This is a genomic window from Pseudoduganella violacea (genome assembly GCF_014191875.1).
Taxonomy (GTDB): domain Bacteria; phylum Pseudomonadota; class Gammaproteobacteria; order Burkholderiales; family Burkholderiaceae_D; genus Rugamonas; species Rugamonas violacea_A.
Genome location: NZ_JACHXD010000023.1, coordinates 27,406 through 49,888, shown reverse-complemented (window position 1 = coordinate 49,888; position 22,483 = coordinate 27,406). Strand labels below are relative to the sequence as shown.

The following is a 22,483-nucleotide window of genomic DNA, read 5'->3' as shown; positions in this document are numbered from 1 at the left end:
GTCTGGCCGGGGTGTTTTCTCTCTGATAATGGCAAAACCGAATACCCATATCAAGCGAGAACCCCATGCAAGTACAACTGGCCCCAGCTTTCGACGCCGCTCCCCACGTGGACGAGCCGCATGATGTGGTAAGTTCCAGCGCTGCCAACGACGAGGCCCGCCCGGCCCGCGCCGAGGCGGAAATGAAGGCCATCCAGCAAGCCATTGCCCGCGTCGAAGCGGAAGCGAAAGCCGCCTGCGCCGCCGAAAGCCGCGCCCACGCCGAGAGCCGCGCCCGCGCCTTGGCCGAGGACCGCGCCGCCATCGACGCCGCCGCCGCCGCCGTGGCCTTGCAGAATGCCCAGGCGGCCGAAGAGGCGATCAGCGCCAACCGCGAGCGTCTGGAAAGCCTGCGCGCCGCCGCCCAGGCCAGCGTGGCCCGGCTGGAAGCGGTGAAACAGGAAACCGCCGAACTGCGCGCCCGCGTCGAAGCCGACACCCAGGTGCGCCTGGCCGCCGAGCAGCGCGCCAAGGCCGAGGAGGGCAGCCGCCGCGCCGCCGCCGACCAGGTCGCGGCCGAAGCCGAGCTGGCCGCGCAAGCCGCGCGCGCCGCCGAAGAATTGATGGTGCAGACCGAGCAGGCCCGCATGCAGGCCGCCGAACGCATGGCCGCCGTCCAGGCCGCCAAGGATGAGGTCGTGGGCATTGCCAGCGCCGACGCGCGCATGGCCACCTTGGCGCGCGAACGCGAACGCCAGGCCCACGCCGCGCGCCAGACCGCCCAGCAACTGGCCGAGGCCGAGGCCGAGGCGCTGGAAGCGATGCGCCAGCGCGAACGCGCCGACCAGATCGCCCAGGAATCGACCTTCAAGCGCGCCGCCGCCGAAGTGCGCGCCGCCGAAGAGGCGCGCGCCCTGGCCCACCTGGAGCAGGAGCGCGAAGCGATCGCCCTGGCCAAGGCTGAATCCGACCGCAGCGCCGCGATGTCCCTGCATCTGCGCCTGCAAACCGAAAAAGAAATCCGCGACGCCGCCCAGCACCGCGAGCGCATGGAAGCGATGGCCGTCGCCAGCGCCCAGGCCCGGCGCGACGCCGACGCCCGCATCATCGCCGCCACCGAGGCGCGCATCGAGGCCGACCGCCAGTTGACGGCCGTCTCCCTGGCCCGCGTCGAAGCCGAGCAGCAAGCCGAATTCGAAGTCCACGCCAAGGTCGAAGCCGAGGCCGAAGCCCTGGAGCAGGCCAAGCTGCGCCAACTGGCCGAGCAGGCCGCCGCTGAAGCGGCGCGCGCCGACGGCGAAGAGCAGCAGCGCGCCACCCAGCAAGCCAATGAACGCGCCGCCCTGGCGCGCGCCGCCGCCGAGCTGGCCGCGTCGTGCAATGCCGCCGAGGCCGCCGAACTGGCCTCCTTGACGGCAGAGGTGGACGCCGCGCAGCAAGCCGACGCCCTGGCGCGCGAACGCGCCGGCCAGGCCGCCGCGCTGGTGCAAGCCGAGCAGGAACGCGCCGCCGCCGAACAGCAAGCGATCGCCGCGCTCAAAGAGCGTCTGGCCGAGGAAGAACGCAGCACGGCCGCCGCCGCCGCGCGCGCCGCCGCCGAAGCCGAGCAGGCCGAAGCCCTGCGCCAGCAGCGCGCCGCCGAGCAGCGTCTGCAACTGGCCGCCGAAGCGGAAGCCGCCTCGCTGCGTCTGATGGCCGAACAGACCGACCTCGAAGCCGCGCAGAAGGAAGCCGCGGCCCAGGCTGTCGCCGCCCAAGCCCGCCTGGCCGTCGAACTGGGCGAAGTACACAAGGAGCGCAGCCGCGCCGAGCAGGACAAAGCCGCCGCCGCCCAAGCCTTGCTGCAAGCCGAACAGGAATTCATCGCCACCGAGCGCCACTCGCTGGCCCTGATCGAACAGAAACTGGCGCAGCAGCATAGCGTCAACGCCGCCGAAGTCCTGGCCGGCCAAGCCATCGAAGGCCGCCTCAAAGCCGAACGCGGCGCCGCCATCGCCGCCGAGGCGCGTGCCCAGGCCGAACAGGCCGCCGCCGACGCCGCCCGCGAGCGCGAGCACGCCGAACAAGCCGCCAACCAGGCGGCCCAGGAAAAAGCCGCCGAACAGCAAGCGCTGCTGGAAACCGCCCAAGCCCACGCCGCCATGCAGCGCAAGCTGGCCGACACCACCAAGGCCATGACGGCCGCCAAGCGCCAGCTGCTGGCACTGGAAAGCCGCCGCCAGCAAGCGGCCCACAGCGCCCTGCAAGCGCTGCAGGCGAAAGTCGAAGCCGAAGAAGGCGTGCTGAAAGTCACCGAGGCGAGCGTGGTCGACGCCAGCGAAGCCGCCGCCCGCGCCCAAGCCGAGCGCGAGCAAAGCGAAACCCTGGCGCGCGACGTCATCGGCCGCCTCAAAGAGACCGCCGGCTCCGTCTGGCGCGGCCGCTAAGCCTTTGCGAAATATCAAACAATGTCCCACCCTGGTGTCAGGCACCACGGTGGGACATTTGCTGATTTAGATCAAAGAATGTCCTACTCCAGTGCCTGACACCAGGGTGGGACATTTGCTGATTTAGATCAAACCGCGGCAGGCCGCGGTTTTTTTATTGGATTTGCAGGCGTTCGACGAAGTATTCGGTTTCGCCGAAGCAGGAGGTGGGGACGCCTTTGTGTTGCTCGTAGGAGAGCAAGACGCGCTTGCCGGTGGCGGCCATCAGCTGGCGCGCGACCTCGTCGTCGCGCACGCTGAATTCGAATTTCTCGGGGATGGCGCCGGGCATCGAGGTCAGCAGGATTTCGCCTTCCCAGGTCTTGCAGATCCAGCCCCGTTTCGAGAATTTTTGCAGATAACCCGCTCTTTCGCCTTCGGAATAGGCGTAGTTCAGCGTGATCAGCGCGTAGGCCCAGAAGACGAGGGCGGCAACAACGATCAGGCCCAGCAGGACCAGGATGAGGCGGGAGGGACGGGTCATAGTGTCTGCAAGTAGTGGCAATATTGGGATCTTATCATTGCGGCTCAGCCCTGGGCCGCCGCCAGCCGCCGGTATTTCACCGAGGACCAGAGCGAGACCGCGATGAAGGCGACGCCGGACAGGCCGGTGAACCATTCGGGAATGTGGAATTTGACGCTGGCAAGCATGATCAGGGCCAGAATGCCGATCGCATAGTGGGCGCCGTGCTCCAGGTAGACGAATTCGTCGAGCGTGCCCTTGTGCACCAGGTAGACGGTGAGCGAGCGCACATACATGGCGCCGATGGCCAGGCCGAGCATGATGATCACCACGTCGCTGGTGATGGCGAAAGCGCCGATCACGCCGTCGAAGCTGAAGGAGGCGTCCAGCACTTCCAGATACAGGAAGCCGCCGATGCTGCCGCGCTGCACGGCCTTGCCGACGTCGGCGCCGCCTTCCTCTTCGAGCAAGCCGCTGAGCCAGCCGACCCCGACATAGATGGCGATGCCGACCACGCCGGCGTACAGCACGCTGTAGCGCTGGGCTTCGGGCACCAGCTCGGTGCAGCCGAAGACGGCCAGCAGGGCCAGCAGCACGGCCAGGCTTTCCGTGCCGTGCGCGCCGGCTTTTTCCTCCAGCCAGACAATCCAATGGGTTTCTTTTTCCTCGTCGAACAGGAAGTTGAGGAAGACCAAGAGCAGGAAGGCGCCGCCAAAGGCCGACACTTCGGCGTGCACGCCCATCAGGTGGCGCGAGTATTCCTGCGGCGTGGTGGTGGCCATATTCCACACGTCGACCAGGCCGAGGCCGGTGGCGACGGCGACGATGGCCAGCGGGAACAGCAAGCGCATGCCGAACACGGCCACCAGGATGCCGACCGTCAGGAACAGTTTCTGCCAGAACGCGTTCCAGTCGCGCAGCACGGAAGCGTTGACCACCGCATTGTCAAATGAGAGCGAGACTTCCATCACGCCCAGCACGCCCGTGATCCACAGCGCTGTGACCATGCCGCCCAGGCCGCCATGGCTGTAGCCCCACCAGCCGGCCAGCGCCATCAGCACGATGGTGAAAAGAATTGAAATGCGGAAATGTTTCATCGTCCTGCTACCCCGTATGGTTTTTTATAGTGTGCGGATTTTATAACAGCCGCTTCCGCCCGGTCCGTGCGTTCTGCCATAATGTTGAATTGCCTAAAAGGATTTCTTGCAATGGATCTCGCCTATCTTCTGACCCCCGTAATGACCTGGACCGTGGTGGGTCCCATCAAATTCCTGATCAATAGCGCGCGCGCGCGGCGCTGGGCCTTCAATCTGGTCGGCAATGGCGGCTTCCCCAGCAACCATAGCGCCGTCGTCTCCAGCATGGCCACCCTGATCGCGCTGCGCGAGGGCATCGGCCATCCGGCTTTCGGCGTGGCCGTGACCCTGTGCTTCATCGTCATCATCGACGCCAACAGCCTGCGCCAGCACGTCGGCCGCCAAGCCGCCGCCATCAACCGCCTGGCCAAGGACGACACCGGCCACCAGGGCTTGCGCGAGCGCATGGGCCATACCGTGGCCGAAATCCTGGGCGGGCTGGCCACCGGCATCGCCATGGGCCACCTGATCCACGCGCTGTTCGCCCGCGGCTGAGCGCGGCAACGTTTGCACCAGACCGGGGCATTACCCCGGTCTTGATCTACGGGAAAAGTACATTTCTGTACTAATTTCTCTGCCGTTCAGGACTGCTTACCGTTTATCCACGTTTTTCGCAGTCCAGCCACAAAAACTGTCACTCCATACGCATCTTGATTGACGGTCCCAGAGGGGTCGGAGATACTTTGCGCCTCGTAGTTTGGGTCAAAATATTAATAAAACGTAATCGTCCAACTTCTCGGAGATATTCTATGTTGCGCACTTCCTTAATAGCTCTCGCCGTCGCCACAGCTCTTGCCGCTTGCGGCAAGGCGGACAAGGCGCCGGAAAAAGCCGGCGCCGGCGCGTCGGCCCAGGCCAATGCCGAGAAAGGGGGCGACAAGAAGGCGGCGGCGGGACCGTTGCTGATCTCCTCGGAAGACTTGGTGACGGTGGAATCGAACGCGCTGGCGTCCGGCCCCGTGATCACCGGCTCCATCCAGCCCGAGCGCAAGGCCGACCTGCGCGCCGAAGTGGGCGCCGTGGTGGTGCAGGTGCTGAAAGAAAATGGCGAGGCGGTCAGGAAGGGCGACTTGCTGGTGCGCCTGGACGATACCTCGCTGCGCGACAGCCTGAATTCGGCGAATGAGGCGGTGCGCGCCCAAACCCAGGCCATGGAGCAGGCTGAGCGCATGCTGAGCCGCCAGAAAACCCTGCGCGCTTCCGGCATGGCGTCGGCCCAGGCCCTGGAAGACGCCGAAGTGCGGCGCAATAACGCGCTGAGCGACCTGGCGGCGGCCAAGGCCAAGTCGGTCTCGGCCAACCAGCAGCTGTCGCGCACCCTGGTGCGCGCGCCGTTCGACGGCATCGTCAGCGAGCGCAAGGTGTCGAACGGCGACACGGCCCAGATCGGCAAGGAATTGGTCAAAGTGGTCGATCCGGCCTCGATGCGCTTCGAAGGCCTGGTGTCGGCCGACAAGATCGGCGTGGTCAAGGTGGGCCAGCCGGCGCTGTTCCGCATCAATGGGTATCCGGGCCAGCAGTTCAACGGCAAGGTCAAGCGCGTCGATCCGGCCGCCAACCCGGTCACGCGCCAGGTCGAGGTGCTGGTCGAGTTCGCCGGCAGCAATCTGCCGCGCGTGGCCGGCCTGTATGCCGAAGGCCGCATCGAAGCGGAAACTACGGCGGCCCTGATGGTGCCGGAAACGGCCCTGGTGCGCCAGGGCGACAGCTCCTATGCCTGGCGCGTCAAGGACAAGACCTTGAGCAAGGTCAGCCTGGCGATCGGCACGCGCGATGCGCGCAGCGGCCTGTGGCAGGTGCAGAGCGGCCTGGCCGCCGGCGACATGGTGCTGCGCGCGCCGGCCTCGAGCTTCAAGGAAGGGCAGAAGATCGAGCTGGCCGCGCCCAAGGCCGTCGCTTCCGCCGCCGTGACCCCGGCCGCCGTCAGCAAAGGAAACTAAACCATGTTCCTGTCCAATTTCAGTATCAAGCGGCCCGTCGCCATGATCGTGCTGATCCTGGCGATGATGTGCATGGGCTTGCTCGCGCTGAGCAAGCTGCGCGTCAACCAGAATCCGGACGTGGAAGTGCCGGTGATCATCGTCAGCATCCCGTACCCGGGCGCCTCGCCCGAGACGGTGGAGCGCGAGATCGTGAACCGCCTGGAAAAATCGCTGCAAAGCATTACCGGCGTGACCGAGGTGAACAGCCAGGCCAATGAAGGCAGCGCGCGCATCGAGATGCAGTTCAACTTCACCAAGAACTTGATCGAGGCGTCCGACGAGATCCGCAATTCGATCGCGTCGGTGCGCTACAAGCTGCCGCTCGAGATGCGCGAGCCGATCCTGCAGCGCTTCGACCCCTCGGCCCAGCCCGTGATGCAGTTGTCGATCTCCTCGCGCACCCAGTCGCATGCGGCGATTTCGCGCCTGGCCGAAGACCAGCTGGCCGACCGCTTCCGCGCCCTCGACGGCGTGGCCGTGGTCAATGTCAACGGTTCGCTGCGGCGCGAGCTGTCGGTGCTGCTGCGCGCCGAGAAGTTGCGCGAGTTCAATGTCTCGGTGGCCGAAGTGACCAATGCCCTGCGCCTGCAAAACACCAATGCGCCGGTGGGCAAGGTGCGCGGCAGCCTGGAAGAGAAAAGCATCCGCCTGGTGGGCCGCATCGAGCGGCCCGAAGAATTCCAGGACGTGGTGGTCAAGCGCCGCGGCGACGAAGTGATCCGCCTGGGCCAATTGGCCACGATCGAGGACGGTTTTGCCGAAATCAATAATCTGAGCCTGCGCAGCGGCAAGTCGAATGTCGGCCTTTCCATCATCCGCTCGCGCGACGCCTCCACCGTCAGCGTGGCCAAGGCCACGCGCAAGCTGGTCGAGGAAATCAATAAGGAGTTGCCTGATGGCACCTCCATGGAAGTGACCCAGGATGGCGGCAAGGATGCGCAAAGCAGCCTGAACAACGTGATCGAGGCCCTGGTCTTCGGCGCCGTGCTGACCATTTTCGTGGTCTACGCCTTCCTCAATTCCTGGCGCTCGACCCTGATCACGGCGCTGTCGCTGCCGACGTCGGTGATCGCGGCCTTTATCGCGGTCTGGCTGTGCGGCTTCACCTTGAACTTCATGACCCTGCTCGGCCTGTCGCTGGCGATCGGCGTGCTGATCGACGACGCCATCGTGGTGCGCGAAAACATCGTGCGCCATATGCAGCTGGGTTCGGACCGCCGCAAGGCGGCGCTGGAAGGCACGGCCGAAATCGGCCTGGCCGTGGCGGCGACCACCTTCTCCATCATGGCCGTGTTCATTCCCGTGGCCTTCATGCCCGGCATCTCGGGCGAATGGTTCCGTCCGTTCGCGCTGACCGTGACCTGCTCGGTGGCCGTGTCGCTGTTCATCTCCTTCACGCTCGACCCGATGCTGTCGGCCTTCTGGGGCGACCCGCCGGACCACCATACGGCGCCGAAAAAAGGCATCGGCAAGGTGCTGGACAAGTTCAACCACTGGTTCGACCGCCAGGCCGACCGCTACGGCCATGTGATCGCCTGGGCGCTGCACCACCGTAAATGGATGGGCGCCATCGCGCTGGCCAGCTTCATCGCCGCGCTGGCGCTGCAGGCCACCGTGGGCGGTTCGAGCTTCCTGCCGAAGTCCGACTTCGGCACCCTGGCCATCGAGGTGCGCACGCCGTCCTCGAGCAGCCTGGAATACAGCCGCCTGAAGCTGGACAAGGCGGCCCAGATGGCCCATACCCTGCCGGAAACCAAGGCCACCAGCACCTATGTCAACCTGAGCGGCGGCCGCATCTATGTCGACATCGGCAAGAAGCATGAGCGCAAGCGCTCGGCCACCGAGGTGGCGATCGAGCTGCGCCAGAAAATGGCCCAGCTGGTCGGCGGCGAATTCGTGGTGCTCGACGACCTGTCCAATAATGCGCGCAAGCCGGTGCAGATCGAATTCACCGGTCCCGATTCGCGTAAGCTGATCCAGATCACCAACGATTTCATGGCCAAGCTGCGCCAGGTGCCGGGCGCGGTCGACGTCGGCTTGTCCGAGCTTGACCCGAAAGACGAGATGCAGATCGAACTGAACCGCGGTCTGGCGAACTCCATGGGCATTTCCGCCGGCGACGCTGCGCAATCGCTGCGCGTCGCCTTTGCCGGCATCGAGGTGGGCGACTGGGTCGACCCGACCGGCGAGACGCGCGACGTGGCGGTGCGCCTGCATCCGGACGACCGCACCAGCGCCGAGAACATCGAGCGCCTGCCGATCGGCGTGACCGGCACCAACCAGATGGTGCCGCTGGACCAGATCGCCACCGTGACCATGGGCAAGGGCCCGGCCACCATCCGTCACAAGAATGGCAAGCGCTCGATTTCGGTCTCGGCCAACGTCGAAGGCCGCTCTTCGGGCGAAGTGACGGCCGAAGCCATGAAACTGGCCAAGGCCATGGACTTCCCGCCCGGCTATGGCCTGGACCTGGGCGGCGCCGGCAAGGACCAGCAGGAAGTGTTCACCCAGATGTTCATCGCCCTGATCTCGGGCATCGGCCTGATGTACCTGATCCTGGTGATGCAGTTCGGCTCGTTCACGGCGCCGGGCGCGGTGATGCTGTCGCTGCCGCTGTCCCTGATCGGCGTGGTGCTGGCCCTGATCCTGACGGGCGGCACGCTGAATCTGATGAGCTTTATCGGCATCATCATGCTGATGGGCCTGGTGGCCAAGAATGCCATCTTGCTGCTCGACGCGGCGCGCAAGCGCGAGGAAGAGGGCTTTAACCGCGAGGATGCGCTGATGTATGCGGGCCGCATGCGCCTGCGCCCGATCCTGATGACGACCTTCGCCCTGATCGCCGGCATGCTGCCGGTGGCCATCGGCCTGGGCGAGGGCGGCGAGTTCTACCGTCCGTTGGCGATCGCCATCATCGGCGGCACGATCACCTCGACCATCCTGACCCTGCTGGTGGTGCCGACCTTCTACGACAGCATCGAGATCGCGCGCGACCGCATGGCGGCCAAGTTCCAGCGCCGCCTGGCGCGCTGGCCGGCCATCGTGGCCTTCCTGCTGACCTTGGTCGAAGCGCTGCTGACCCTGGTTTTCGTGCGCCTGCTGTTCCGCGCCTTGCGCGCCCTGTTCCTGCTGATCGGCGGACGCCGCGCGCCGCGCAAGGCTAGCGCATAAGAAGTTACTGGGTAGCAAGCTTGCAACAAAAGGGACTGCGGTCCCTTTTGTTTTTTGGCTGCCTAACTTTTTTGCACGTACGTTCTTATTTTATGGTGTATGCTCGCGGTTCGCGGCGGCTTTCCTGCCGTCGGCGATCCGACATACCCGTGAAAATAGTGAGACTTAATACATATGAATAAGAACACTCTGTCCCTGATCATCGCGGCTGCCCTGGCTGCCGCCTCCCTGAATGCGGCCGCATCCGGCTACCGTTTCGGTTCCCAGAGCGTCGGCGCCCAAGGCACGGCCGATGCCAATGGCGCGGAAGCGGCCGACGCGTCCACCCTCTTTTCCAATGCTGCGGGTCTGAGCCGCCTGCAAGGCACGCAGGCGACCGGCGGCCTGACCGTCGTCGTCCCGCACTCGACGTTCGCCGACAGCGGCTCCAAGCGCTTCACCGGCACCTCGACCGGCGGCCTGCAGACCCAGGGCGACTACGCGCCGAACGCCGTGGCCGCGCCCTCGTTCTACCTGAGCCACCAGCTGAACCAGCAATGGACCGTCGGCATGGGCATGTTCGTGCCTTACGGCACCAAAATCGATTACGACAACAACTGGTCCGGCCGCTACGCGCTGACCAATATCAAGCTCGAATCGATCACCCTGAACCCATCGGCTTCGTTCAAGCTCAATGAGCAGCACGCCTTCGGCTTCGGCATCAGCGCCGAGTTCATGAAAGCCAAGCTGGGCCAGGGCGTGGACGTGCCCGGTTCGGTGCAAGCCCTGGTCGCCAGCGGCGCCAGCGGCGCGATGGCCCAGCAGATCGCTGCCCTGGGCGGCAATCCGGCCGCGCTGCGCACCGCGCAAGATGGCCACGCCACCATGAACGGCAAGGATTGGGGCTTCGGCTTCAATGTGGGCTATCTGTTCAGCCTGGACAAGGACACCCGTTTCGGTATCGCTTACCGCTCTTCCATCTCGCACAAGCTGAAAGGCGGCGCGACCTGGGACTTCTCCAGCGTGACGGCCGATCCGGTCGTCAACAAGGTGCTGCAAGCGGCTTCGCGCAAGAAAAACTCGCCCGCCCTGGTTGAGCTGCGCACGCCGGAAACCCTGTCCGTCAACGCCTTCCACCAGTTCAACGACAAGTGGGCCGGCATGGCTGACGTGACTTGGACCCGCCACTCGCGTCTGAAAGACTTGAACATCCAGTTCGTCGACACCGGCGAAGGCGATGAGGTGATCCGCCAGAACTGGAAAAACACCTGGCGCGTGTCGCTGGGCGCGAACTACAAGTTCGACGACAAGCTGACCCTGCGCGGCGGCATCGCCCACGACCAGGCGCCGGTGCGCAGCGACGAGCTGCGCCACGCCGCCCTGCCGGACAGCGACCGCAACCAGCTGTCCCTGGGCTTGAACTACAAGCTGACGCCAAAATCGTCGATCGACCTGGCTTACAGCTACCTGGCCTTCAAGGATGGTAACACCAACTACCGCAACAACTGCAGCCCGCTGATGCACAACTGCACCGGCAACGGCGAACTGACCAAAGGTACTTACCAGACCCACCTGCAACTGCTGGGCGTGGCGTACAACCACCAGTTCTAAGCGAACGCCTGCGCGCTTTGGCCCAGGCCAAGGCGCAGCGCGCAACAGCCGGCATCCTCCCGCGGGAGGCGCCGGCTTTTTTTATGCCGCGGCCAAGGGGCGGTGCTTAGTAGCGTGGCGGTTTTTTGTCGTCGCGCGGCGGCGTGGCCGGCATGGTGCCGGAGCTGCCGGACGTTCCTGATGTGCCGGAGGTGCCCGAGTTGCCCGAGGTTCCGGAACTGCCGGAGGTGCCAGAACTGCCGGAAGTGCCCGAGGAGCCAGAACTGCCCGAGGTGCCTGAACTGCCGCCGCTGCCGGACGTGCCGGAGCTGCCCGGTGTGCCGCTGCTGCCGGTGGGGGGCGTGGTGCTGCTGCCGCCGGACGATGGCGTGGTATCGGGGGTGCCGGTGCCGGGCTGGGACGTATTGTCCGGCGCGGTAGGCGAACTGGGCGAAGCGGGCGAGGTGGCCGTGCCGGTGCCGCCGGTATCGGGTGTGGTGCCGCCCGTGGTGCCGCTCGGCGTGGTGGCCGGGCTGCCCGCGGTCGGGCCGCTGGTGGTGTCGACGTCGCGGTTTTTGCAGGCGCTGAGCAAGCCGCCTGCCAGTACGGCTGCCAGCGCCGCGGCCAGGGCGCCGCGCCAATAGGGGAGGGTGGATTTCAACGGTGCCATGATAAGTCCTTTCGAAGAGTCGCTACGGTAAAGATGGGCCGCCGCGCGGGCGGCTGCTTGCACGCCGCTTTAGTCCGGCGCGAGACTGCGCAGCAGGGCGGGGATTTCGGCGGCGATTTCGCGCGCCAGGTAGCCGAGCGTGCCGGCCCGCAAGGCCAACTGCTCGCCCGCCGCCGCATGCAGGGCAACGCCCCAGGCGGCCGCCTGGGCCAGCGTCGCGCCGCGCGCCGCCAGTCCGGCGATCAGACCGGCCAGCACATCGCCCGAGCCGGAGCTGGCCAGACCGGTATTGCCGCCGCGATGGCGCCACAGTTCGCCGCCGGGGGCGGCCAGCACCGTGGTCGCGCCTTTCAGCGCCAGCACGGCATTCCAGCGTGCCGCCGCGCGGGTGGCGGCGGCATACGGATCCTGCACAATTGCTTCCTTGGCCGCGCCGCTGAGGCGGGCCAGTTCCCCCGCGTGCGGCGTCAACAGCACCGGCGTGGCGAAGCGGAAGTGTTCCCAGTCCACGGGATCGGCCAGCAGATGCGGCTCGCCGCGCGGATGGACCACGGCCATGGCGGTGGCGTCGAGGATCACGCGGCAGTGGCTGAAACGCGGCAGCAGGGCATGCACCAGCTCGGCCGTGGCGGCTTCGTCCTGCATGCCGGGGCCGAGCAGCAAGGCATCGGCCTGGCCGGCCAGCTCGCTAATGCGGCGCGCGCCCTCCAGCGCGAAGCCGCCGTTCGCGGTCTCCGCTAGGCCCAGCACGCGCGCCTCGGGCAGCAGCAGCGCCAGTTGCGGCGCCACGCTGGCCGCGGTCGCTACGCTGAGCTTGCCCGCGCCGGCGCGCAAGGCGGCCGTGGCGGCCAGCAGCGCCGCGCCCGGGATCTCGCGCGAACCGGCCACCACCAGCACATGGCCGCGCACCTCCTTGTCGCTGTCGGGCTGCGGCTGCGGCAGCGGCCAGGCGCGCAGCGCCGCCGTATCGAGCTCGACGGTGTCGGCCGGTGCGGCGGCGGGCGTGGGCGGTGGGCGGTCCATGGCGCGGCCTCAGGACTTGGGCGCGGCCGGCACGTCCGGCGTGGCGGTGATGGGCGTGCCGCGCGCTTCCAGCGGCGCCAGGAAATTCACCAGGTCCAGCTCCAGCTTGCCCTGCTTGCCCAAGGCCGGATTGAAGCGGTAAGAGGTGACGCCGCAGTTCGGCACATCGGCGGCGCGGTCGGTGGCCAGGATGCTGGCCTCGTCCTGGCGCTCGAGCAGGTAGCGCAAGCACATGACGATGACCTGGTGGCCGACGATGAGCACGCGTTCGCGCCGGTATTCGCGGGTGACGGTGTCGAGCACGCTGCGCAGGCGCAGGATCACATCGCACCAGCTTTCGCCGCCCGGTGGCCGGAAATAAAACTTGCCCACGTGGCGGCGCTGCGCGTGCAGCTCGGGATATTTCTCGGCGATGCCCAGCGGCGTCAGCCGGTCGAGGATGCCGAACTCCTTTTCACGCAGGCGTTCGTCGGCGTTTACGGCCAGCAGCTCGCCGCGCGGCAAATGTTCGAGGATGGCTTCGGCCGTGGCGCGCGCCCGCAGATAGGGCGAGAACAGCAGCACCGTCGGTTGCGCGTCTTCCGGCAGGGCGCCGAACCACAGGCCCAGCGCCTGCGCCTGCTGCTGGCCCAGCGTGGACAGCGGCACGTCCATATCGCGCTCGGCGATATCGATCAGCAAGCCGGACGCGGCTTCGGCGGCGTCGCGCGCCACATTGCCGGCGCTCTGGCCGTGCCGGACCACCCAGAGCTGTTGCGGCCATTTCTGTTCCATCGCGATCCTTTATGGTGGGACGTCGAAGGAATGCTAGCCGAATTCTGCAAATTGTCGGCGCGGCAAAGCGGCCTGCCATCCGGCAGATCAGGCGGCGGCCGGCAACCAGATATCGAAACGGGTGGCGCCGTCGGGGGCGACGGCCAGGCGGTAGGGGAAGCCGTGCCGCGTCAGCACCTCGCGCACGAAGAGCAGGCCGATGCCCTGGCCTTCCTTCTTGGTGCTGAAGAAGGGCGCGAACAGCTGGCCCGGCGGCACCAGGCCCAGGCGGCCGCCTGAATCGGCGATGCTGAGGCGGGCGCCGCCGCCTTCGCGCCGCAGCGCCAGGCGCACATAGCCGCTGGCCTGGCCGCTGTCGCGCATGGATTCTTCCACCGCCTCCATGGCATTCTTGACGATGTTGAGCAGCGCCTGTTCCAGCAACTGGCTGTCGAGCGGCAGCGCGGCGATCTCCTCGCACACCTCCCAGCCGAGCGCGATGCCGCGGCTGCGGCAGGGTTCGCGGTACAGCCACAGGATGTCCTCGGCGATCGCCTGCAGCGAGGCCGGGCGCAGTTCCGGCGCCGGCATCTTGACGATGCGGGTGAAGCGTTCGATGAATTCGCCCAGGCGCGCATTGCGCCGCTTCACGGCATTGATCGCCGTGCCGAAGTCTTCGCCGTCGCGCTCGGTCAGCTGGCTGCGGTAATAGAGCAGGGAATCGAGCACGGAACCGGTGGCGGCGACGGTGTTGTTGACTTCATGGCCCAGCACGCGCACCAGTTTTTCATAGGTGGCGCGTTCCGAGTTTTCCAGTTCCTCGGTCAGCTCGTCGATCAGCAGGAAATGGCGGGCGAAACCGCGGTCGAAGAACTGGCCGCGCTGGCCGCGGTAGCGCCGCCCGTCCGGATCGCTGAACAGGCGGCTTTCGCCGGCCGGCAACGCATCGAGCGCGGCCAGCAGCGCCAGGCTGCGCGCCTGCGCCGCGCTGCCCGCTTCGCCCAGGCAGCGCGCTTCGCCGGTCAGCCAGGCGCGCAGCGGCTTGCCGGGCGCCGCGTCGAGTGCCAGCAGGCTCTGGGCGCAGGCGTTCATCAGGCTGATCTTGCCGTCGAAATCGAGCACGATGACGGCGCTTGGTGTCGCTTCGAGTAGGCGGTCGAGAAAGCCTTGCTGCTCGCCCAGCTTGAGGCGCTCCTGGTGCAGGCTGCTGAGCAGGCTGTTGAACAGCGCCGCCAGTTCCTGCAGTTCGCTGCCGCTGCCCGGCAGCAGGCGCGCCGCGTAGTTCTGCTCCTGCAGCAAGTCGCGGAAGCGGGCCGTATAGCCCAGCGGCTCCAGCGCGCGCCGGCTCAGGCCGATGCCGAGCACCAGGCTGGCCAGGATCAGCGCCTCGGCGCCGAGAAAGAAGAGCGGCCGTTCGCGCAGCAGCAGTACGGCCAGGCCGAACAGCAATGCATGCAGCACGATCAGGTAGAGCGAGAAACGCCGGCCCAGGCTGGCCAGATTGCCGCGCAGGCTCATGCGTCTTCCTGGGCGGCCGCGCCCAGCCCGTGGCGTTCCAGGCGGCGGTACAGCGCGGTGCGGCTCAGGCCCAGGGTCTTGGCCACGCGCGAGATATTGCCCTGGTGCTGGTCGAGCGCCTTGGCGATCATTTGCCGTTCGACCTGCTCCAGCGTCATGCCATCGGTGCCCAGGCCGCGCGCGCCGGCCGCCTCGTCGTGCTGGCCGGCGGCGAGGAAGTCGGCCAGGCCCAGTTGCGGCCGGCCCGCCAGCAGCATGGTGCGTTCCAGCGTCTGGCGCAACTGGCGGATATTGCCGGGCCAGGGCTGGGCCGCCAGCCAGTCCAGCGCCGCCGGCGCCAGTTGGGCATCGGGCAAGCCGTAGCTGGCCGCCAGTTCGGCCGTGATATGGCGCACCAGCAGTGGAATATCGCTGCGCCGTTCGCGCAGCGGCGGCAGGCGGATGGTGATCAGGTTCAGGCGGTAATACAGATCTTCGCGGAATTCGCCGGTCGCGACCAGCTCGGCCAGCTCGCGGTTGGTGGCCGACACCACGCGCACGTCGGCCTGCTCGCTGCGGCTGGCGCCCACCGGCAGATAGCGCTGGTCCTGCAGCACGCGCAGCAGCTTGACCTGGTCGGCGCGGTTCAATTCGCCGATCTCGTCGAGGAAGAGGGTGCTGCCGTGGGCGGCGGCGATATGGCCTTTGCGCTCGCTGCGCGCGTCGGTGAACGCGCCTTTCACATGGCCGAACATCTCGCTCTCGAACAGGGTGGAGGTGATGGCCCCCATATTGATCTTGACCGGCGCCAGCGCGGCGCGCGGGCTGTTGCGGTGGATGGCGTCGGCCACCAGTTCCTTGCCGCAGCCGCTTTCGCCCAGGATCAGCACCGGCGCGCGCGTGGCCGCCACCTGGGCGATGGTGCCCAGCACGCGCAGCAGCTTGGGATGCTCGCCGACGAGGGCGCGGAAATCGTATTTGCCGTCGAGTTCCTGGCGCGAGGGACAGGCTTGCGCCGCCGGCGCGGCCAGCGCCAGCGTCGAGCGCACCAGTTCGGCCAACTGGGTATTGTCCCAGGGCTTGGTGAAGAAGTTGGCGGCGCCGGCCTGCATGCCTTTCACCGCCAGCGCGATCGAACCCCAGGCCGTCATCAGCAGCACGGGCAGGCCGGGCCAGTCCTGGCGGATGCGCGCCAGCAGTTCCAGGCCCTCGGCGCCGCTGGTCTGCAGCGAGAAATTCATATCCTGCAGCACCAACTCGAAGGGCTCGCGCGCCAGCAGTTCCAGCGCCTGGAGCGGATCGTCGCAGCCCTGCGGTTCGAAACCGGCTTGCTTGAGCAGCAGTTGCAGCGACACCAGCACGGCGCTGTCGTCATCGATAATCAGAATGCGGGGCTTGCGCGGAGAATCCATCGATCTTCTTCTATCCTTGCTGGTTTATTCGTAATGCAGGGCCGCCGCCGGATGCAGGCGGCTGGCGCGCCAGCCCGGGTAGAGCGAGCACAGCAAGGATAGCAGATAGATAAGCAGCATCGATAGCCCCGCCGCCGCCAGGAACACCTGCCAGTTCAGGCTTTCGCCCAGCGCGCCGGTGAGCGGCAGCTGCACCAGCAAGGCCAGGCCGGCCAGCATGGCGAGCGAGGACAGCAGCAATTGCTCGGCCATGATCTGGCGGTAGATAGCGGCCGCGCTGGCGCCCAAGGCGCGGCGCAGGCCGATCTCGGGGATGCGCTGGCTGGTGTTCTGCCACAGCACGCCGAACAGACCGAAGGCCACCATCGCCAGCAGGAAGGCGCCAACCACGCTCAAGATGGCGAGCGGGATCATGGAACTGCGCAGCCGGTCCTCGCGCATTTCGCCGAGCGGCTTGATTTCATAGTGCCAGTCATTGCGCAACAGTTTCAATTGGCGTTCCAGGCGCGCTTCGAAAGCGCGCTCGGTGCCGGGGCGTACTTTGAGCAGCACGGTTTCCGGGCCATCCTTGTCGCTCAGGGGCGAGAAACGCTTCAATACATAGTTGACCGGTGCCATGAACTCGCCATGGCTGCGAAAGTCCTCGACCACGCCCACCACGCGGAACGATTTTTCCTCGGCCTTATTCGGGTTGACTTCGACATACAGCTGGCCCAGGGCCGAACGTCCCGGAAACAGATTGTGCGCCATGCGCCGGTTGATCAGCACCGGCGTCATGGCGGCGCCATCGTCCGCAGCCGAAAAGCCGCGGCCTTCCACCAGCTTGACGCCGGCCAGCGCGGCCAGGTCGTCGCTGACCAGCTGGAGATGGCTGTTCTGGGCGCGGCTGCCATCCGGCAGGGCCACCGTGCCGCTCATGCGGGCCGTACGGTAGGGCGAGAAGGTGAGGAAGGCCAGTTGCTCCACTTCGGGCAGGCTCTGCAGGCTGCCGCGCAATTGCGTGTAGATGCCGCTGGCCGGATCGATCGGCGCATTGTCGGACGGCCGGAGCGTCACCGACCACAACGCACGGTGGTCGAAGCCCAGCGGCAGATGGTAGAGCTGGTAGTTGCGCGCGGCAAAGGCGGCGATGGCGAAGACGATGAGAAAGGCGAGCAGAATCTCGGCGCTCAGCATCAGGTTGCGGCTCTTGCGTTTCCAGATCAGTTTGAGCAGATGGCGCAGCATCAGAGGGCTCCTTTCAAAGCGTGGACAGGGTCGAGGCGCGACATTTTCCAGGCTGGCAGCACGCCGGAGAGCACGCCGAAGACCAGGGTAATCAGCAAGCCCCAGCCGAACACGGCCAGGTTGAGGCTGACGCGCAGATAGGGAACCAGTCCCGATAGTTCCAGCCAGTGCAGGGCCAGCGCGGCGCCGCCCAGCGCCAGCAGGCCGCCGGCCAGGCACAGCAGAATATTTTCCAGCACCAGCTGGGCCGCCAGTTGGGCGCTGCTGGCGCCGAAGGCCTTGCGCACGCCGATCTCGGCGCTGCGCTCCTGGATCCGGCCCATATTCAGGTTGACCAGATTCAAGGCCGGCAGCAGCATGAACAGCAGCATCAGTCCGCCTAAGCCGGTCAGCAGGAGATTGCCGCCGCCATCGTCGCCTTCGCGCTGCAGCAGCGTGCGGGCATACAGGTCGGGCTTGCTGTCGGCCCACATCTGCGCCTTGGCCCATTCGCGCGGATCGTCGAAGCTCACTTCGCTGGCAATCTGTTTCACTTCCCGGCGGATGCGCGGCAGATCGTCGACGCTGCGCGCCAGCAGCAGCGCCGAAAAATTGCCCCACATTTGCTCGCGGTACTGGGTGGAAGGGTAGGTCGTGACCGGCACCCAGATATCGGACAGGGCGTTCAGGTGCATGGCGTCTTCCACCACGCCGATCACCGCGAAGCTCTGGCCCGCGCTGCTGAATTTGCGGCCCAGCGGCGCCTCGCCGCCGAACAGTTGGCGTGCGGTGGACTGGTTGATGACGGCGACAAAGCGGCCTTGCTCCACATCGTCGGCCGTAAACAAGCGGCCGGCCAGCAGGCGGAAATTCATGATGCGCCAGTAGTCGGCGTCGGCATGGCGCAGCATCAGTTCGCTGCGCTGCGCGCCCTGGTACACCGACACGCGCTCCGGCATGGTGACCGCCGCGACCGCTTCCACGCCGGGCACCTTCTTCAGGTATTTGTCGATCAGCTTGAACCCGGGCGGCGAGGTGCGCACGCGCTGCTCGGTCGCATCGCTGCCGCGCAGCTCGATCACTTGCAGCATGCGCTCGCTCTTGCCTTCCACGCCGCGCGGATAAAAAGCTTCCTGCGCCAGGGCCGTGACCACCAGCAGCACCACCAGGGTCAGCACGATGCACAGCAGGTTGATGGCGGTGAACAGCTTGCGCCGCATAAAGACCTTGTACGCGGTCAGCAGATAATTTCTCAGCATGGCGTCCCCTTAGGCGACCAGCTGGCCGTCGAACACGCGCACGATGCGGTTCACGCGGCGCGCTTCCTGCTCGTCGTGGGTGACCATGACGATGGTCGTGCCTTCGCGGTTGAGCTTGAGCAGGATGTCCATCACTTCCTCGCCCATCTTGCTGTCCAGATTGCCGGTCGGTTCGTCGGCCAGCAGGACCTGGGGCCGGCCGACGATGGCGCGCGCAATGGCCACGCGCTGCTGCTGGCCGCCCGAGAGCTGGTTCGGATAATGGTCCATGCGTGCGCCCAGGCCCACGCGTTCCAACGCCTCGCGCGCCAGCGCGCGCCGCTCGGCCGCCGAACCGCTGCGGTAGAGCAGGGGCAGTTCCACATTGTCGATCACGCGCAGGTCGTTAATCAGGTGGAAGCTCTGGAAGATGAAGCCGAAGGTCAGGTTGCGCAGGCGCGCCACATCGCGGTCGCGGTAGGAGTTGACCGGCTTGCCGCCGATATGGATGCTGCCCTGGCCGGGCCGGTCGAGCAGGCCGATCAGGTTGAGCAGGGTGCTCTTGCCGCAGCCGCTAGGTCCCATGATGCAGACGAATTCGGACTGCCGCACATGCAGGTCGATATCCTTCAAGGCCAGGGTCTGCACCTTGTCGGTCTGGTAGGTCTTGCTGATTTTTTCCAGTCGTATCATTTCGTTTTCCTTGGATTTAATTGGTGACACGGAAGCTTGCGTATTCCTTGTAGCGGCTGATGTCGGAGACGATCAGGCGCTCGCCGGCCTGGGCGCCGGTGCTGATCTCCACGGCCTTGCCATCGCTGGCGCCGATCTCGACTTCGGTCTTGCGCGCCACGCCGTCGCGAACGAGGAAGACGGCCTGGCGCCCCTTGCCGTTGATGGCGGGACCGCGTTGCGCCACCAGCACGCCGTCGCGGCGGCTGGCGACGATATTGACGTCCACCCGCAGCTTGTTGCGCAGCAGTTGGTGCCGGGGCTGGTCGAGCGTCACCAGCAGCTTGACGGTGCCGTTCTGGATTTCCGGCAGGATGGTCTGCACCTGGCCGGCCAGCAGCAGATTGCCTTGCTCGACCTGCACCTTTTGACCCGGAGCCACGCTGCGCGCGTGGTAATCGGAGAGTGAGGCTTCGACGCGGTAATTGTGCAGGTCCGAAACCTTGGCCACCAGTTGGCCAACGCCGACCGCCGCGCCTTCCTCCTGCGCCAGCCAGGTCAGCATGCCGTCGAACGGGGCGCGCACCTGGGTCTGGGCCAGCAGTTGCTCCTGCTGCGCCAGCTGCTTGCCGAGGATGTTCTTTTGCAGCTGGGCGCCTTCGATGCTGCTGCGCGTGCTGCGTTTGCTGTCCTCGATCTGCTCGCGGTGCTGGCGCAGCTGGATCTCGATGCGCTGCACGTTCAGTTCCGCGGTCAGCATATCTTCGGCCGAGATGCCTCCGGCCTTGCGCAGCATCTGCGAACGCTGCAGCTTGGCGCGCGCGCTTTGCAGGTCGAGTTCCAGCAATTCGATGGCGCTGGTGAGCTGCTTGCGCTTCTGTTCCAGCTCCAGGCTCAAGGCCAGCACGCGGTTTTCCTGCTGCGCCAGTTGTTCCTTCAGACGCTCGGCCTCCAGCTTGACCAGGCGGCTGTCCAGTTCCAGCAGCAGCTCGCCGGTTTTCACCTGCTGGCCGGCGCGCGCATGGACTTTGGCGACCCGGCTCTGCACGGGGCTGGGCAGCAATTCCTCATGCACCGGAATCACCAGACCGGACGCGTTGATGGTGTCGGCGATGCTGCCGCGCTTGATCTCGGCGATAAGCAGGTCGGCGGCCGGCACGCTGGGCGTGACGGCGCGGTTGATGGCCCACACGGCAGCGCAGGCCAGCGCCAGCGCGGCGCCGCCGCCAAGCAGCAGCAGGCGCTTGCGGCGCTGCACGGTGGAAGGGGAGATGGCAAAGTCCATGATCTCGAAGTCGGTTGCAATACAGCCTATATTGCAAGCTCCGTGCCAGCTTTGCCGAAATCGCGTAAAGCCTGCCGTTGCAGGCTTTACGGGAAGCGGGCAAGAAAAAGGCCGCTGCGGGCAATGCCCGTCAGCGGCCAGGGGTGTCCGTTTCCGGGCAGTTTCAGGCGGCCAGCGTTTCGCTGTCGTTGCCGGTATCGTCGTCGCGGTTGAAGACGGCCAGGTCGGTTTCGCCCAGCACGCGGCTGGTGATGGTGCCGGCCGTGATGGAGCCGCTCACATTCAGCGCCGTGCGGCCCATATCGATCAGCGGCTCGATCGAAATCAGCAGGCCGGCCAGCGCCACCGGCAGGTCGAGCGAGGACAGCACGATCAGCGCGGCAAAGGTGGCGCCGCCGCCCACGCCGGCCACGCCGACCGAGCCGACCATGATGATGGCCAGCAGCGGCAGCAGGAAGCCGATGGTGAACGGATCGATGCCGACGGTGGGCGCGATCATCACCGCCAGCATGGCCGGATAGATGCCGGCGCAGCCGTTCTGGCCGATGGTGGCGCCGAAGGAGGCGGCGAAGTTGGCGATGCCTTCCGGCGTGCCCAGGCGCCGGGTCTGGGTCTGCACGCTCATCGGAATCGAACCGGCGCTGGTGCGCGAGGTGAAGGCGAACACCAGCACCGGGAAGATCTTTTTCACGAAGCGCAGCGGATTCAGGCCGCTGGCCGAGATCAGGCCCAGATGCACGCCGAACATCAGGATCAGCGCACAGTAGGAGGCCAGCACGAAGCCGATCAGGTTCAGGATGTCGGCATAACTGGACGTGGCGACCACCTGCGCCATCAGCGCGAACACGCCATAGGGCGTCAGGCGCAGCACGATCGTCACCAGGCGCATGACGATGGTGTGCGCCACATGGATGAAGCGCTCGAAGGCGGCGAATTCGTCCGGCTTTTTCTGCGCGATGCCGGTGGCGGCGATGCCGATGAAGATGGAGAAGATGACCACCGCGATGGTGGAAGTCTTGCGCCCGCCCGTCATGTCGAGGAAAGGATTGGCCGGCAGGAAGCTGATGATCATGCTCGGCAGCGAGATCGCCTGGGCGTCGGGCAGCTTGCCTTGCAGGTAGGCGCCGCGCGCCACTTCGGCCGCGCTCGAAGTCAGGCCGGCGGCGGAGAGGCCGAACAGCTTGGCCATCAGGATGCCGATGGCGGCCGCCACCACGGTAGTCAGCATCAGGATGCCGATGGTGAGGGCGCTGATCTTACCCAGCGAGCTGGCGTTCTTGAGCTTGAGGATGGCGCCGATGATGGACACCATAATCAGCGGCATGACGATCATCTGCAGCAGCTTCACGTAGCCGGTGCCGACGATGTCCAGATACTGTCCGGTGCTGGCGAGAATCGGATTGGCCGCGCCGTACACGGCTTGCAGGCCGGCGCCGAGCACGACGCCCAGGCCGAGGGCGCTGAACACGCGTACCGTGAAGGTGGCGTGGCGCGCCTGCTGGCGGTAGAGGAAGGCCAGGATGGCGACAGCCACCGCCAGGTTGAGGATCACTTGAATAGCCATGGGCACCTTGATTCAGGTTTGCGGAAAGGGTGATTCTATAGTGAATCGGCGGCGGGCGTCTGCCCTGGATCCATCCTTTTTCCGTCTTTTTGCCGCTAACTACCGGCTATTCTCGCTGAGCGCATTAGCTTATGCGCTCACCACCATACGCACGATGGAAATCAGGGTGGCGACCAGCACGGCGACCCCGATCAGGCCGGCGCCGATCACATACAGGGGATTCAGCGCCTCAACGTCCTTGTCGAAGTCGCGCTTGCGGCGCAGGCCGATAAAGGACCAGGCCACGGCAATCATGGTTTCGCCGAAACCGCGCTTGGTGGGAATGGACATGGGGATCTCCTTACAGATTGCTGTGACGATCGCATTTTCTCTTGCTTTCAGGGAAATAAACAGACGCA

General features: G+C 66.1%; 18 protein-coding genes. 5 read left to right on the top strand and 13 right to left on the bottom strand.

Annotated features, from left to right (window positions below; translation table 11 throughout):
- The first annotated feature begins 65 nt into the window (after positions 1-65).
- Positions 66-2,405: a coiled-coil domain-containing protein gene (locus FHS03_RS25550; protein WP_229426437.1), complete on the top strand. Its 2,340-nt coding sequence runs from the start codon at positions 66-68 to the stop codon at positions 2,403-2,405.
- A 154-nt stretch (positions 2,406-2,559) separates the two neighbouring features.
- Here FHS03_RS25550 and FHS03_RS25545 read toward each other — a convergent pair whose 3' ends face one another.
- Positions 2,560-2,928: a DUF8785 domain-containing protein gene (locus FHS03_RS25545; RefSeq protein ID WP_183443721.1), complete on the bottom strand. Its 369-nt coding sequence runs from the start codon at positions 2,926-2,928 to the stop codon at positions 2,560-2,562.
- A gap of 44 nt (positions 2,929-2,972) precedes the next feature.
- Positions 2,973-4,004: a DUF475 domain-containing protein gene (locus tag FHS03_RS25540; RefSeq protein WP_183443720.1), complete on the bottom strand. Its 1,032-nt coding sequence runs from the start codon at positions 4,002-4,004 to the stop codon at positions 2,973-2,975.
- 111 nt (positions 4,005-4,115) lie between these two features.
- Between FHS03_RS25540 and FHS03_RS25535 the strand changes: the two genes are divergently transcribed.
- The 4 genes from FHS03_RS25535 (at position 4,116) to FHS03_RS25520 (ending at position 10,786) form a co-directional block, all read left to right on the top strand.
- Positions 4,116-4,538 (top strand): divergent PAP2 family protein, encoded by a 423-nt coding sequence (locus FHS03_RS25535; RefSeq protein ID WP_183443719.1) that lies wholly within the window; start codon positions 4,116-4,118, stop codon positions 4,536-4,538.
- A gap of 254 nt (positions 4,539-4,792) precedes the next feature.
- On the top strand, positions 4,793-5,983 hold the full coding sequence (locus tag FHS03_RS25530) for an efflux RND transporter periplasmic adaptor subunit (RefSeq protein ID WP_183443718.1): 1,191 nt from the start codon (positions 4,793-4,795) through the stop codon (positions 5,981-5,983).
- A gap of 3 nt (positions 5,984-5,986) precedes the next feature.
- Positions 5,987-9,196, top strand: coding sequence for an efflux RND transporter permease subunit (locus FHS03_RS25525; protein ID WP_183443717.1), 3,210 nt, complete (start codon positions 5,987-5,989; stop codon positions 9,194-9,196).
- Positions 9,197-9,370: 174 nt separating this feature from the next.
- A complete protein-coding gene (locus FHS03_RS25520; RefSeq protein ID WP_183443716.1) occupies positions 9,371-10,786 on the top strand; it encodes an OmpP1/FadL family transporter in 1,416 nt (471 codons plus the stop codon).
- A 106-nt stretch (positions 10,787-10,892) separates the two neighbouring features.
- On the opposite strand, the gene FHS03_RS25515 is transcribed toward FHS03_RS25520, so the two are convergent.
- The 11 genes from FHS03_RS25515 to FHS03_RS25465 all read right to left on the bottom strand — a co-directional run bounded on the left by FHS03_RS25515 (position 10,893) and on the right by FHS03_RS25465 (position 22,415).
- Positions 10,893-11,435, bottom strand: coding sequence for a hypothetical protein (locus tag FHS03_RS25515; protein ID WP_183443715.1), 543 nt, complete (start codon positions 11,433-11,435; stop codon positions 10,893-10,895).
- A gap of 69 nt (positions 11,436-11,504) precedes the next feature.
- A complete protein-coding gene (locus FHS03_RS25510; RefSeq protein ID WP_183443714.1) occupies positions 11,505-12,458 on the bottom strand; it encodes an NAD(P)H-hydrate dehydratase in 954 nt (317 codons plus the stop codon).
- A gap of 9 nt (positions 12,459-12,467) precedes the next feature.
- Positions 12,468-13,232, bottom strand: coding sequence for a histidine phosphatase family protein (locus tag FHS03_RS25505; protein ID WP_183443713.1), 765 nt, complete (start codon positions 13,230-13,232; stop codon positions 12,468-12,470).
- 87 nt (positions 13,233-13,319) lie between these two features.
- Complete coding sequence (locus FHS03_RS25500; RefSeq protein ID WP_183443712.1) at positions 13,320-14,729, bottom strand: sensor histidine kinase; 1,410 nt, start codon at positions 14,727-14,729, stop codon at positions 13,320-13,322.
- The gene (locus tag FHS03_RS25495) at positions 14,726-16,120 is read right to left on the bottom strand and encodes a sigma-54-dependent transcriptional regulator (protein WP_183443711.1); all 1,395 of its coding nucleotides are present in this window, start codon (positions 16,118-16,120) and stop codon (positions 14,726-14,728) included. The genes FHS03_RS25500 and FHS03_RS25495 overlap by 4 nt, the downstream gene beginning before the upstream one ends.
- A 24-nt stretch (positions 16,121-16,144) precedes the next feature.
- Positions 16,145-17,347 carry an ABC transporter permease gene (locus tag FHS03_RS25490; protein ID WP_183443710.1) on the bottom strand — a complete coding sequence of 401 codons (1,203 nt, stop codon included), beginning with the start codon at positions 17,345-17,347 and terminating at the stop codon, positions 16,145-16,147.
- On the bottom strand, positions 17,347-18,585 hold the full coding sequence (locus FHS03_RS25485) for an ABC transporter permease (protein ID WP_183443709.1): 1,239 nt from the start codon (positions 18,583-18,585) through the stop codon (positions 17,347-17,349). The genes FHS03_RS25490 and FHS03_RS25485 overlap by 1 nt, the downstream gene beginning before the upstream one ends.
- Before the next feature lie 9 nt (positions 18,586-18,594).
- Positions 18,595-19,257: an ABC transporter ATP-binding protein gene (locus FHS03_RS25480; protein WP_183443708.1), complete on the bottom strand. Its 663-nt coding sequence runs from the start codon at positions 19,255-19,257 to the stop codon at positions 18,595-18,597.
- A gap of 16 nt (positions 19,258-19,273) precedes the next feature.
- Positions 19,274-20,521, bottom strand: a complete 1,248-nt coding sequence (locus FHS03_RS25475) for an efflux RND transporter periplasmic adaptor subunit (RefSeq protein ID WP_183443707.1) — start codon at positions 20,519-20,521, stop codon at positions 19,274-19,276.
- Positions 20,522-20,684: 163 nt separating this feature from the next.
- A complete protein-coding gene (locus tag FHS03_RS25470; RefSeq protein ID WP_183443706.1) occupies positions 20,685-22,085 on the bottom strand; it encodes an L-cystine transporter in 1,401 nt (466 codons plus the stop codon).
- A 129-nt stretch (positions 22,086-22,214) separates the two neighbouring features.
- The gene (locus tag FHS03_RS25465; protein WP_183443705.1) at positions 22,215-22,415 is read right to left on the bottom strand and encodes a DUF2970 domain-containing protein; all 201 of its coding nucleotides are present in this window, start codon (positions 22,413-22,415) and stop codon (positions 22,215-22,217) included.
- Between the last annotated feature and the right edge of the window lie 68 nt (positions 22,416-22,483).

What these genes read in the sequence shown, in the direction of transcription:
- FHS03_RS25550 (WP_229426437.1), top strand. Translation starts at nt 66, where the DNA reads ATGCAAGTACAACTGGCCCCAGCTTTCGACGCCGCTCCCCACGTGGAC.
- FHS03_RS25545 (WP_183443721.1), bottom strand. Translation starts at nt 2,928, where the DNA reads ATGACCCGTCCCTCCCGCCTCATCCTGGTCCTGCTGGGCCTGATCGTT.
- FHS03_RS25540 (WP_183443720.1), bottom strand. Translation starts at nt 4,004, where the DNA reads ATGAAACATTTCCGCATTTCAATTCTTTTCACCATCGTGCTGATGGCG.
- FHS03_RS25535 (WP_183443719.1), top strand. Translation starts at nt 4,116, where the DNA reads ATGGATCTCGCCTATCTTCTGACCCCCGTAATGACCTGGACCGTGGTG.
- FHS03_RS25530 (WP_183443718.1), top strand. Translation starts at nt 4,793, where the DNA reads ATGTTGCGCACTTCCTTAATAGCTCTCGCCGTCGCCACAGCTCTTGCC.
- FHS03_RS25525 (WP_183443717.1), top strand. Translation starts at nt 5,987, where the DNA reads ATGTTCCTGTCCAATTTCAGTATCAAGCGGCCCGTCGCCATGATCGTG.
- FHS03_RS25520 (WP_183443716.1), top strand. Translation starts at nt 9,371, where the DNA reads ATGAATAAGAACACTCTGTCCCTGATCATCGCGGCTGCCCTGGCTGCC.
- FHS03_RS25515 (WP_183443715.1), bottom strand. Translation starts at nt 11,435, where the DNA reads ATGGCACCGTTGAAATCCACCCTCCCCTATTGGCGCGGCGCCCTGGCC.
- FHS03_RS25510 (WP_183443714.1), bottom strand. Translation starts at nt 12,458, where the DNA reads ATGGACCGCCCACCGCCCACGCCCGCCGCCGCACCGGCCGACACCGTC.
- FHS03_RS25505 (WP_183443713.1), bottom strand. Translation starts at nt 13,232, where the DNA reads ATGGAACAGAAATGGCCGCAACAGCTCTGGGTGGTCCGGCACGGCCAG.
- FHS03_RS25500 (WP_183443712.1), bottom strand. Translation starts at nt 14,729, where the DNA reads ATGAGCCTGCGCGGCAATCTGGCCAGCCTGGGCCGGCGTTTCTCGCTC.
- FHS03_RS25495 (WP_183443711.1), bottom strand. Translation starts at nt 16,120, where the DNA reads ATGGATTCTCCGCGCAAGCCCCGCATTCTGATTATCGATGACGACAGC.
- FHS03_RS25490 (WP_183443710.1), bottom strand. Translation starts at nt 17,347, where the DNA reads ATGCTGCGCCATCTGCTCAAACTGATCTGGAAACGCAAGAGCCGCAAC.
- FHS03_RS25485 (WP_183443709.1), bottom strand. Translation starts at nt 18,585, where the DNA reads ATGCTGAGAAATTATCTGCTGACCGCGTACAAGGTCTTTATGCGGCGC.
- FHS03_RS25480 (WP_183443708.1), bottom strand. Translation starts at nt 19,257, where the DNA reads ATGATACGACTGGAAAAAATCAGCAAGACCTACCAGACCGACAAGGTG.
- FHS03_RS25475 (WP_183443707.1), bottom strand. Translation starts at nt 20,521, where the DNA reads ATGGACTTTGCCATCTCCCCTTCCACCGTGCAGCGCCGCAAGCGCCTG.
- FHS03_RS25470 (WP_183443706.1), bottom strand. Translation starts at nt 22,085, where the DNA reads ATGGCTATTCAAGTGATCCTCAACCTGGCGGTGGCTGTCGCCATCCTG.
- FHS03_RS25465 (WP_183443705.1), bottom strand. Translation starts at nt 22,415, where the DNA reads ATGTCCATTCCCACCAAGCGCGGTTTCGGCGAAACCATGATTGCCGTG.